Below are 10,413 nucleotides of genomic sequence, written 5' to 3' on the forward strand. Positions count from 1 at the left end.
TTATCAAGGGACAAAGTGACGGTCAACTCATCCCTACTCCACCAGCGCTCAAGCAACTTGCAGCAGAGCTACTGTAATACCTTACCCGATTTAGGCTGGGCTAATGGTGCATACAGGACTTTGGGCAGTTCGATTCCGTCGTGCATCATTGAAGGGTAAAGAAAGTCACTGGAGAAGCATAGTAAGTTATGAGGTGATTGTTTTGAACCGAGAGGACCAGAGCCACTGTTTGACCACGATTTTTACATATTTTCTTTCCTTTTCCTGGTTTTCTCCTGTTGTTGGTATATGGTCACCTCCTTATAAACTAATACTTTCGACCTGCAAAAAGGGTTATATTTCCTATATGTCGAATTCTTTGTTCACAAGGGGGTGAGAGACTATGTCAAGTTCGGCTGAACGTGCTACTGTTCTCACGCAAGAGCTTATAAAAGCTAAGGCTCAAGTAATTGCTGCAATTTCTTCGAATAGAGTAGCTCTATTGGAAAAGTATTTGAGTGGAGAAGAAGTAGCCAAAATGTATAAAGAAATTCTTGCTGCAACGGAGAACGATTAGCTAGTAAATAGTAAGAAAAAGCACCTTAATGGGTGCTTTTTCTTTTGTCCTCATAAAGTGCTAAGTTTTCGAGGAACATTTTCAAACACGTAACTACACAAATTGACAACATATAACAACGAGTGATATAAAGGTATTAAGAACATACATTCTATATGTTGGAGGAGATTTTTATATTAAAATCAATATACTATCAAGCGATTGAACATGAAATCAGGTGGACTTATTGGTTATTTATTGCAACGGCTTTAACAGCTGGGTATTTTTCGTGGGAAATGATATCGAATCTCCCTAAGCCTGAAACGTTATTGGAATTGGGGAAATATTACTTCACAGATACAGCAGCTTACTTGAGGGCTACTGCATTATCCTTAATCACCGGACTAATGCTTCTTGTTGGTTGTTTTATAGGTCTGGTTTCCGCCATATCGAATGAAGCAGAATATTCGAATTTATATAGAGTATTCATCATAATTGTTGGGCTGTTAACAGGTTTAGCTTCATTGTACTTTCTTTATTATGGAGTTTACTTGCTGTTTGTCCTCGCAATCATAGCTTTGATTGCTGTAGTAGCTTTGAATTCTGGGACGAGTAACGGTAGAAGAAAGTAGGGTAGATATACTTGGAAATAGTATTCCATGGACACAAATAGTTACTGCCGTAGTTGCAATATATGCCGCCTTTATGTCTACAGTTACATTTATTGTGAATAAAAATGAAAAATCGAGAAAAGTTAGCCTCGCATTTTCTTACGGTTTTCTTGATACCTATAATGGGTTAAGCGATGCCGCGGTAATTGTTACAGTCTCCAATCCCGGATACCAACACGTTGTAATAAACATACCTTATCTGATTCTTCCAGATAATAAAACACTAGTTTTTCCTCGACCACAATCTAATGTTAGTTATCCACATATACTTGAAGCAGGCAGTAGTTGTACTATTTGGATTGGATTGAATGAGTTAAAAGAGACATTGTTTACTAACGGATATAACGGAAAAGTACAGCTAGATGCTGGTGTAGATGATGGTTCTGGAAGAAAACACTTAACTAAAAAGAGTCTAATTTTAAACTTGGATGTTAGCTAAAAACCGTAGTAACACCGAATGAAACAATGATATTATTCAGACATAGAAATATGAACCTTAAGAAGGTCAGGAAACTTTTCCTACCTTCTTTTTTTGTTATGGCATTAAAAAAGAAGTTTATTGGGTTGAAAATCAGTAGTAAATTCGAATAAAACAGATGTTATTCTGTATTCATAGAAGTTTGCAAAGAAAGGCGGTGAAAATTTGAAGTGGTACCATAAAGCCATACATTCATTTGCAAACTCTGTTCTTCCCGCAGCAGTAAAACGACAAATGATGGGCATAGGCAGAGCAACAGTACCTAGTAATGCTAACCCGTGGGGGATATTTAACTGGTTGCCTAAAAAACATCAGCAGGCTCATAATATTGACCTTACCAAGTTACAGAGCTATACAGCGGAAGAATTACTTGAGCTTCTTATATCCGTTCATCCAGATGTATCCTATGCCTTGTACACATACTTACGTATGGGAGATACCGACTTAACATTTACAGCTAAGAAGCCAAACGGGAATGCAGATAAGGGCGGACAACGGGTGCTAGATAAACTCAAATCTATGCTAAACACACCGCTACCTTCGCCAGGATATCAGCATGGACGGTCATTGAATAAACTGGATACGATCCAACGGATGATGATTATGGTTCGCGGTGCATGTGCCGGGGAAGTGGTACTAAATGAGCGATGTAACGATGTAATTGATATCGTTCCGGTTGATCCGGCTTTAATTTGGTTCCGTAGGGAACCGGACACTAATAGACTTATACCGTGGCAATACGTAAAGAACCCGAGAAGGAACCCAAACGAGGAGTGGTTCGGTAATTACAAGAAGATCGACACACCAACATTCATTTATGAAGAGTTTGATCCTATGGTTGATGATCCTTATGGACGAACGCCTATGCTTCCGGTACTGCAAGTAGTATTCTTTCATCTTCAAGTGCTGGCTGACCTAAAAGCAGTCGTGCATAACCAAGGATATCCACGGCTTGATATCTCCATGCTGGAAGAAATCATGCTGAAGAATATGCCGAACAACTTGAAAAGTAATCCCGATGGTCAACAGAAATGGCTCAAAGAGCGAATGGAAGAGATGATAAACCACTTCAACTCACTTAATCCAGACGATGCCCTTGTCCACTGGGATAGTGTAAAGGTCGAGTATCTAAAAGGCGGTAATTCGGGGCCGATGATTGATATCAAGAAGCTGATTGATATCATTGATACCCAAATGGCTACTTCACTCAAAACATTGCTGACCATTCTTTCAAGGCATCAAGGCTCAACCGAAACATACAGCTCTATTGATACTCAAATATATATCAAAAATGTAGAGTCCGCGCGGAGCGTAACCAAACGTTTCTGGCAGCGGGCTTTTTCGTTGTCCGCAAGAGTAAAGGGGACTCAAACAAAAGTTGAAGCTGACTATCTCCCCATTGATCTACGCTCTGAAAATGAGATTGAACGTGACCGCCGTTCAAAGATCGATAACTACATCATAGCGGAGAAGAATTTCTACATCACACCGTTGGAAGCTGCTGAGGAAATACGTTGGACTCTTGGTATTAATGCCAAAATTCCTGCTGAATTACTTCCTCTGCTTGTAAAGAAGCATGAATCTGATTCGAATGAAGAAAATACCCCACCGGAGGGAGGTGAATAGAGAATATGGCTAAACCTACACCCGAACAATTAACAAAGATTAATCAGTTGGCACGTGTTCCTCTTACTGAGGATGAAGCGTATGTTTTCCCTGCTAAGCTTGTAGGGGATCAAATCATACCTCGTCGGTTTTATCGTTTGACCCCTAATTTTCTAAGGAAGATGGCTGTCCAAGCAAGAGAAGGTGTATCCTTGCTGATGGATCACTCATGGGCGAACATGGGCGTCATGACAATACCACTCGGTAGAACTTTTGACAGCCGATTACAGATGGATGGCGATGAACTGGCACTTTATGCAGATCATTACATGAAACTGGGTCAAGAGATCGGGGATATCAAGATTGACCAAATAGCTGAAGGTATTGATGCCGGAACTATATTTGATACATCAATCGGATTTACGGTAACCAGTCAAACATGTTCCATCTGCGGTCAGGAGTATTTTGGCGGCAATTGCCCTCACATTCGCGGAAGGGAGTATGATTCCAAACTCTGCACTGTGGACATTAATGACGGCGACCTGATGGAAAACTCTCTAGTCTTTGACGGAGCTTACCCAGGTGCCGGAGTAGTCGGAATGAGCAATACATCTGAGCTGCAATCAGCTATAAAATGTGAAGCTTTATCTGAAGATGCGAAGTCACTACCAAGTGGCGGACGCGTCTTTTATTCTTTTAGCGGTAAATCAGGCTTGGATGGATTTGTATTACAGCAAGACAAAAACAATGATGCCGAAACACAGGCCAAAGGAGATGACACTGTGACAGACGAACAAAAAGCTGCATTAGCAGCAGCACAAACTCAAGCAACTGCGTTGGCAGCGGCTAATAATGTACTTGGACAAATTCGGACAGCGCTAAGTGTGGAAAACGATATTGACATCTTGAGCAAACTTACATCGTTGAGCGCTCAGGCCGCTGATGGTGTGACATATAAGGTGAAGGTCACCGAACAAGCATGCGGAGCTGGCGTACGTGCTCTTGGAGAAGCCTTTAATGTAGAGGCGATGAAAACAGCATTGTCTCATCTGCCGGTGTCTGAAATTGAAAAGATCGGCGCAACGTATGAGGCACAGGCACAAGCTGCTTTGGGTGGCGGTGGTCGCCATACACAAGGTGACGATGTAAACCTTCCTGAGGGAGCACTGAATGGAACACCACCAACCAACTCACAAAATGATGGTGGCGAGAAAACGCCAGAACAACTTAAAGCATTAGCTCGTGAAGAAGCTCGGGCGGCACTTAAGAATACAGGCAGGGGTAATCTGCTGAAGGAGGATAAATAATTATGATGCAATCTCAGTATAATGGCGCTCCTGGTCCCGGTCAGGTTATTACTCAAGAGTTTACGGAGGTTCTAGCGTCTACAGACCTTCAGGCTAAACTACCGGGAGGGATCTTGCTGAAACAAGGGCAAGGAATCCTGAAAAAAGGGACGATTATAGGCAAGATCACAGCAGCAGGAGCGGATAAGGATAAAGCGGTAGCTTATAGTTCCGCAGCAACCAACGGCTCTGAAGTGGCACTGTGTATCCTTGATAATGATCATGACACAACACCTTCTGATATTGGGGCATCTGCGTGGATTGCAGGTATTTTTGATTCATCCAAATTGACTGGCTTAGATGCAGCAGCTAAAACAGCGCTGAAGCTTTGCTACTTTGTATAAGGGGGACAAACATAAATGGCAAACGTACTTGATCCATATTTCCTTACGGAAGTCGTCCAGAACATTCGGACGGATATTAACAGTTTTCGCGGGGCTCAATTGTTGACCAATGGCGTTGACTTCAAACCTGAACTTGGACTCACCATCGAATATGACATTACTTATGACGACACGGGGATGACGCCTGCTACCGGGCTGAATGATCCTTCGCCAATTCATACAGCACCCGTAGTGAAACATATGAACTTCACGAACCAAGAATGGAGAGAAAAGTCCATCATTGATCGTGAAAAGATTGCTACGTTGAGAAAGCCAGGTAACAACTTACAGCAACAATGGGCAGAGGAGTACATGGTAGATCAACTGGTCAACTTGAACATGCGCCTTGAGACACGTTTTGAGTGGATGCGTTGGCAGTCCCTGACCGGTAACCTTATCGTTCCAGCCACAGCAAACAAACCTGCCAGAACGATTGATTATGGTGTCCCTGCCACTAACAAGCCAACGGCAGATGTGCTCTGGAGCAATACGACAACCGCTGACCCGCTGAAAAACTTGGATGAGTGGCTCCTTCTATTCCGGGGAAGTGGTGCAAGAGGGGTTAAGATTCTGGCCAATAAAAAGGTAGACAGCTACATGAAGCAAAATGAGAAAATTCGCGAATTGATCAGATACACATATGGCAAGGATGTTGTAACTGATGGCTCACTTTCTGAAATTGTCAGCCAAAATTTGAGCGGGCTTCAGTATGAAGTTTACGATGGTGGCTACATTGACGATACCGGAACGTTCTATCCTTTCATTCCTGATAATGCCGTAATTATAATCGGTCAAGGTATGACGGGTTCTATTATGGATCTTGTTACAAGTCCCAATAACTATGAAGACATTTTCACGGGCCATACAGGGAAGTTTGCTCTCACCAAGCTAATTCAAGGTGATCCTGATCAATGGCAAGTGATTAACGGTGCTACTGTTCTGCCGCGACTGAAATACGTCAACTGGCATATCTTTGCTACAGTGGCGTAAGGGAGGGAAACGAATTTATGACAACTGTAAAAGTATTAGTTGATTCTGTTGGGCAATACAACGCGGGGGACATCGTAACAGATGCCCCTGATGGTCTTGTAGATATCGCAAAGAATGAAATCCGTAATGCCGCAACTGGACAATTGCTTGCGGAGATTGTAGATGGTAATGGGGCTCTTGATGGTTCTCCTTCAGAACGGGAGTTGCAACTTCAGGCCGAATTAGAACAGTCCAAAGCGCGAGAAGCAGAATTACTTGAGCAAATTGATATTCTTCAGTCCGATGGTGAGTTGAAAGAATTGAAAGCCTCAGCTAAGGAATTGAAAATACCCGGATACACCAAAATGAGTATTGAAGAATTGAAACAGGCTATCAGTGCTGCAGGCGGTGCAGCAGATGGCAACTAATAAGATACTCACTACAGAAACATATCACGAGGAGATTAGAGGGCGTCTAGGCGTTGGTGAGGATGTAATATCCGATGCTGACATAGACGCTCTTTCTGTTTTGCCCATTGGAGAATCGAGGATTGTAAAAGCCGTTCCTGATTATGCTGAGTTAACTGGTGATGATCAAACTTATGTGTATGCAGCAGCCGTTTGTATGGTTGCTGCCATACTGGCCCCTTCCATGACAGCGAGAATCAAGAAGTCTAAAAAGGACTTTGACTTCTCTTTTGAAAATCAGGTTGTTGATTGGAAAAAGTACGCTGTTCAGCTTGTTGATGAAGCCTATGAGTTTATCGAGTCTATATCAACAGTACAGCATGGGACAGATGTTCCGTTATTCGGTGTAGCTGGGCCGACCCGGGCAAGGGAAAGGCGGCGTTACTGATGTTTAAAGACTTCGCTCATAGGCATTCACCTTGTACTGTCAATGCGGAGCCCGATGTCGTTATATTGTCTAGGGAAACGAAAGCCACAACGGTTATCGGAAAAGAGTATATGTACAATGGTTTGTTTTCTTCGAAATCATCTATAAAGCCGGGAGATATAGTTCAGAACGAATCGTCTTATTTGGTACAGACTCTACGTACAACAACTGAGAAGGACAAGTACTGTTCTCTGATTAAAACGAACGCTTTAATTGAAGTTCAGAGATACCAGCAAGCTTATGATGCAAACGATAATCCGGTGGGCGATGCTGAATTTACATCGGTCGCTGCTGATGCTGTTTGCTTTGCACAGTATGTCACAGCACAATTGCGACAACAGGAGCCGGGCTTGCTGCCGAGTACCGTGTTTACCTTGCAGTTACAGACGACAGTCGATGTAAGAGACCCTCAAGACTCAAGTCTATCCGCGCCTGACCGGATTGTAATGGGCGGGAAGACATACCAGGTAGATGTGGTAGATAGGATCAAGTATCCTAATCTGCTGCATGTCCAGCTTTCAGAGGATCGACGATGATTACAGGGTATGATTCAGCGAAAGCGGCGAAGGATTTGGAAAATAAGCTCGCTGTTGAAATTACCGGGCTAACAAAACTGGTCATGCTGACAGCCAAAAGCGGCATACGGTACTATCCGGCAGTCAAGGATCATCTGGAGATGCATATGTTTGTTCTCGCAAACCAAATGATATCCGGCGACATTACAGCCGACGACTTCTGGCAGGCGTGGCTGGAGCAGTTTGGTAAAGGTTCCAAGATGGCGGACAGCAGCCAGAACCCCGGCCTGATTACTTACATGAACAGTGAAGCGTGGAACCGACTAAGAGCCAAGGGTGATCGAATTATCGTAGGTCGCTCTCGTGGTAAGTACCGAGCGATAGACGGAACGATGAGGGAATCAGGTGGTGGGTATGCTGGAGTAGACTTGGAGGAGCTTGCGGAGCGCGGTGATATTGATCCTTCATTTAGGGCCACACCTCCAACCTACTTTTTGCGTGTTGCAATCCAGTCCAACCGGAAACGTATTTTGGAAGGCATTAGCCGTGTAATAACTGAGTTTCCGTATCACAGATACTTTAAGGAGGTACGGGAGTGAGCCTACAACTTATTGATGCTGTTCAGAATGCTTTGAAAGCAGATTCGGAACTTATGAGCATGCTGAAGCTTACTCCTTCATCACCATCTGCTGAGGTCGTGAAACGATTTACGAAAGGTATGGAACCTGAGATAACGGTTACTAAGGATACAGTTCCACATATCTGTCAGTACGTTATGCCGGGACGATATGCGGCTAATCCACTGGTGTTCGAGGGTAAGTTCTGCATTGATTTCTACGGCAAAACAGCCTATGAAGCGAAGCTGCTGTTTGAACGTTCATTCAAGATTCTGCATGACAGACGACTGACTGCTCAGGGCTTCGCTTCATATCTGTGTGTTCTAACCTATGACGCAGACTTTGCTACTGGTATACAAGGGGCCAAGGGGTACAAAGCAATTTTCGATGTTGATTACTTGAGAATGAATTGAGGTGAACTTAAATGGCAGAAGCAGCAGTATGGAAAGCAACGGGAAGATCCGGTGATCACAATGGCGTTAACCATGTCGAATATGAGTTGCTGGATTCAGCACAAAAGCGAATTTCTTTGGCTAAGACCAATGTATCTAGCATTGAAAAAGATGGGGGTAAGATTGAACCGGATGATCAAGAAACTCTATGGTTTAGCGAAGTAAATGCAACCAAGAAGTACAAATTTAATGTTGTTACTCTTGCTGGTACAACTTATGAATCCGAATTGAATTGGACTCAACCTAATTCTCCTAAACCAGAACCTACCGAGTGGGATACGCTGATTGCTGAAAAAATCACGCTTGCTAAAGGATTGGGTATTATGGGTGTCTGGAATCCAAAACAGGGTTACAAGCTAACCAAAGAGTACAGTCGAATTTCAGAAATTGATAAGCGTTTATGGGAACTGGTCAAATAAGCTGACCAGTTTTTTTATGTTCACACATAAGGAGGATGAAACTATATGCAACCTTTAGTATTTGATGGCGTGGGGTCAGCGCAGGTTTATGAAGAAGGCGGAAGGCTCAAGTTTCTAGACGACAAAATCACTAAAGTAACTTTACAATTACAGTTTGATTGGGACAAAGTAATGGGCGGCGATAGTGGATATGCATTCCACTATACTGCTAAGGATTTAGGGGATAAAGCCTCTATGGAGGTTCCTCGTTATTCAGACATCCTCGCTGAGTTGTCTCAAGGGGCCGAATCAGAAAAAGGTACGGTTCAATTTGACGAAGTGGAGCAAGGATTCTTGACTGCTACGGATGGTTATCAGCTAAAAGCGCCTTCAAAGTATAGCGGAACTTTTGTCGCTAAGAGTGACCGTGTGTATTTAAAAGATACTGCCTCAGGAGAACTCACTGAACTGACTCGTGTAGCATCTGCTCCAACAGCAGAACAGTATGTAATTACCGAGGGTAAAATTACATCTGATGTTGCAAACGAAGGGAAGTTAATCACTGTTACGTTCAAATGGTCAAAGGAGAATGCTACAAGAAGTAGCTTAAGCGGTAAACGCCGTCCGAAACCATTTAAGCTGGTACACCGTTTTTCCTTAACCGATGATCGGAACGGTAAAGAAGTCCCTTGCCAGCTCACTATTTGGAAGGCCCTCGGGGGCGGAACTTTGGACGTGTCCCAAGAACGCAAAAAGCCAACCACTAACACATTGGCACTGGAGATTATGGAACCGGATATCACGCCAGAGAATCCAAACAGATATGCAGTAGAAATCATATTTGGTATCTAATCAATTACTAACTCAACCCCCTTTCGCTCAGGTAGGGGGTTACATACATTGAGGAGGAAATTTAATGAGTACAGACAAACAGTTGGATAAAACGCTTAACATCGGGACTGAAATTCGATTGGCAGAGGGCATAAAAAAGCATGTGAAGATCGGGACCATTGCCCTGATTCGACAGGTACGTGAAGAAATGGACGGTGTAGCACACAAGTTTTCCTTTTCGATAGGCCGGAAAAAATGGGAGGCTACCGAAGACCGGGAAGCAGTTGACTGGCCTAAAGTGGAGGAAATGTACAAAAAGGTGTTTAATCTCGTGCTGGTTGAGGAAATAACGGAAAAAGAGTACGAACTGATTGACCAGGACGGTATTGCAGTACTGGATGATTTGTTAGACCGATTTCTATTCTGAGTCGTTTCCTCCAGATGAAGAGTCAGATGAGGAAGATGAGCAGGAGGAGTCTAATCCTGCTGAGGATGATCATGAAACGGACTGGTTAGAACTTTGGGCTTTATGCGTGAGTAATGGTATTTCTGATTCAGAATGGCCTAATATGACTATTCCAAAAATTAGAGCGCTCATGAAGGCTAAGAACAGAAACCGGGAATTCGAAATCATACTCCACGGTGGTAAGGTGGAAAATAAAAAGCCGAAGAAGGTCAAGTCATTATCTGATCTAGGTTTCTTCGCCAAGTAAATTAAG

16 protein-coding genes are annotated in these 10,413 nt (G+C 43.2%); all 16 read left to right on the plus strand.

The annotated features are described in order from the left end of the window. The first annotated feature begins 382 nt into the window (after nt 1–382). A complete protein-coding gene (locus NLX74_RS10360) occupies nt 383–556 on the plus strand; it encodes a hypothetical protein (protein WP_254328649.1) in 174 nt (57 codons plus the stop codon). Nucleotides 557–711: 155 nt separating this feature from the next. Next, on the plus strand, nt 712–1,167 hold the full coding sequence (locus NLX74_RS10365; RefSeq protein WP_254328650.1) for a hypothetical protein: 456 nt from the start codon (nt 712–714) through the stop codon (nt 1,165–1,167). Nucleotides 1,168–1,240: 73 nt separating this feature from the next. Further along, nucleotides 1,241–1,645, plus strand: a complete 405-nt coding sequence (locus tag NLX74_RS10370) for a hypothetical protein (protein WP_254328651.1) — start codon at nt 1,241–1,243, stop codon at nt 1,643–1,645. A gap of 204 nt (nt 1,646–1,849) precedes the next feature. Beyond that, entirely contained in the window at nt 1,850–3,310 is a 1,461-nt protein-coding gene (locus NLX74_RS10375) for a hypothetical protein (RefSeq protein WP_254328652.1), read from the plus strand. Between the two features lie 5 nt (nt 3,311–3,315). Beyond that, a complete protein-coding gene (locus NLX74_RS10380) occupies nt 3,316–4,596 on the plus strand; it encodes an HK97 family phage prohead protease (protein ID WP_254328653.1) in 1,281 nt (426 codons plus the stop codon). 2 nt (nt 4,597–4,598) lie between these two features. Further along, on the plus strand, nt 4,599–4,979 hold the full coding sequence (locus tag NLX74_RS10385) for a head decoration protein (RefSeq protein WP_068939495.1): 381 nt from the start codon (nt 4,599–4,601) through the stop codon (nt 4,977–4,979). A gap of 15 nt (nt 4,980–4,994) precedes the next feature. Next, a complete protein-coding gene (locus NLX74_RS10390) occupies nt 4,995–6,008 on the plus strand; it encodes a major capsid protein (protein WP_075154322.1) in 1,014 nt (337 codons plus the stop codon). A 17-nt stretch (nt 6,009–6,025) separates the two neighbouring features. Then, nucleotides 6,026–6,415 carry a hypothetical protein gene (locus NLX74_RS10395; RefSeq protein WP_254328654.1) on the plus strand — a complete coding sequence of 130 codons (390 nt, stop codon included), beginning with the start codon at nt 6,026–6,028 and terminating at the stop codon, nt 6,413–6,415. Next, nucleotides 6,405–6,842: a hypothetical protein gene (locus NLX74_RS10400; RefSeq protein ID WP_254328655.1), complete on the plus strand. Its 438-nt coding sequence runs from the start codon at nt 6,405–6,407 to the stop codon at nt 6,840–6,842. Before NLX74_RS10395 ends, NLX74_RS10400 begins: the two co-directional genes overlap by 11 nt. Continuing rightward, entirely contained in the window at nt 6,842–7,417 is a 576-nt protein-coding gene (locus NLX74_RS10405) for a hypothetical protein (RefSeq protein WP_254328656.1), read from the plus strand. Before NLX74_RS10400 ends, NLX74_RS10405 begins: the two co-directional genes overlap by 1 nt. Then, a complete protein-coding gene (locus NLX74_RS10410; protein WP_254328657.1) occupies nt 7,414–7,995 on the plus strand; it encodes a hypothetical protein in 582 nt (193 codons plus the stop codon). Before NLX74_RS10405 ends, NLX74_RS10410 begins: the two co-directional genes overlap by 4 nt. Further along, nucleotides 7,992–8,426, plus strand: a complete 435-nt coding sequence (locus NLX74_RS10415; protein WP_250268617.1) for a hypothetical protein — start codon at nt 7,992–7,994, stop codon at nt 8,424–8,426. Before NLX74_RS10410 ends, NLX74_RS10415 begins: the two co-directional genes overlap by 4 nt. Before the next feature lie 11 nt (nt 8,427–8,437). Then, nucleotides 8,438–8,884: a hypothetical protein gene (locus NLX74_RS10420; protein ID WP_254328658.1), complete on the plus strand. Its 447-nt coding sequence runs from the start codon at nt 8,438–8,440 to the stop codon at nt 8,882–8,884. 45 nt (nt 8,885–8,929) lie between these two features. Further along, entirely contained in the window at nt 8,930–9,715 is a 786-nt protein-coding gene (locus NLX74_RS10425; protein WP_254328659.1) for a hypothetical protein, read from the plus strand. 64 nt (nt 9,716–9,779) lie between these two features. Then, on the plus strand, nt 9,780–10,121 hold the full coding sequence (locus tag NLX74_RS10430; protein WP_254328660.1) for a hypothetical protein: 342 nt from the start codon (nt 9,780–9,782) through the stop codon (nt 10,119–10,121). 142 nt (nt 10,122–10,263) lie between these two features. Then, nucleotides 10,264–10,407 carry a hypothetical protein gene (locus NLX74_RS10435; RefSeq protein WP_179085966.1) on the plus strand — a complete coding sequence of 48 codons (144 nt, stop codon included), beginning with the start codon at nt 10,264–10,266 and terminating at the stop codon, nt 10,405–10,407. Nucleotides 10,408–10,413 lie beyond the last annotated feature (6 nt).

The sequence above is a fragment of the Paenibacillus sp. MZ03-122A genome, assembly GCF_024213325.1.
In the GTDB taxonomy this organism is placed as follows: domain Bacteria; phylum Bacillota; class Bacilli; order Paenibacillales; family Paenibacillaceae; genus Paenibacillus; species Paenibacillus polymyxa_B.

Coding starts and splice junctions, on each gene's coding strand:
- NLX74_RS10360 (WP_254328649.1), top strand. CDS start 383: ATGTCAAGTTCGGCTGAACGTGCTACTGTTCTCACGCAAGAGCTTATA.
- NLX74_RS10370 (WP_254328651.1), top strand. CDS start 1,241: ATGTCTACAGTTACATTTATTGTGAATAAAAATGAAAAATCGAGAAAA.
- NLX74_RS10395 (WP_254328654.1), top strand. CDS start 6,026: ATGACAACTGTAAAAGTATTAGTTGATTCTGTTGGGCAATACAACGCG.
- NLX74_RS10420 (WP_254328658.1), top strand. CDS start 8,438: ATGGCAGAAGCAGCAGTATGGAAAGCAACGGGAAGATCCGGTGATCAC.
- NLX74_RS10365 (WP_254328650.1), top strand. CDS start 712: ATGTTGGAGGAGATTTTTATATTAAAATCAATATACTATCAAGCGATT.
- NLX74_RS10425 (WP_254328659.1), top strand. CDS start 8,930: ATGCAACCTTTAGTATTTGATGGCGTGGGGTCAGCGCAGGTTTATGAA.
- NLX74_RS10410 (WP_254328657.1), top strand. CDS start 7,414: ATGATTACAGGGTATGATTCAGCGAAAGCGGCGAAGGATTTGGAAAAT.
- NLX74_RS10380 (WP_254328653.1), top strand. CDS start 3,316: ATGGCTAAACCTACACCCGAACAATTAACAAAGATTAATCAGTTGGCA.
- NLX74_RS10435 (WP_179085966.1), top strand. CDS start 10,264: ATGACTATTCCAAAAATTAGAGCGCTCATGAAGGCTAAGAACAGAAAC.
- NLX74_RS10385 (WP_068939495.1), top strand. CDS start 4,599: ATGATGCAATCTCAGTATAATGGCGCTCCTGGTCCCGGTCAGGTTATT.
- NLX74_RS10405 (WP_254328656.1), top strand. CDS start 6,842: ATGTTTAAAGACTTCGCTCATAGGCATTCACCTTGTACTGTCAATGCG.
- NLX74_RS10430 (WP_254328660.1), top strand. CDS start 9,780: ATGAGTACAGACAAACAGTTGGATAAAACGCTTAACATCGGGACTGAA.
- NLX74_RS10400 (WP_254328655.1), top strand. CDS start 6,405: ATGGCAACTAATAAGATACTCACTACAGAAACATATCACGAGGAGATT.
- NLX74_RS10390 (WP_075154322.1), top strand. CDS start 4,995: ATGGCAAACGTACTTGATCCATATTTCCTTACGGAAGTCGTCCAGAAC.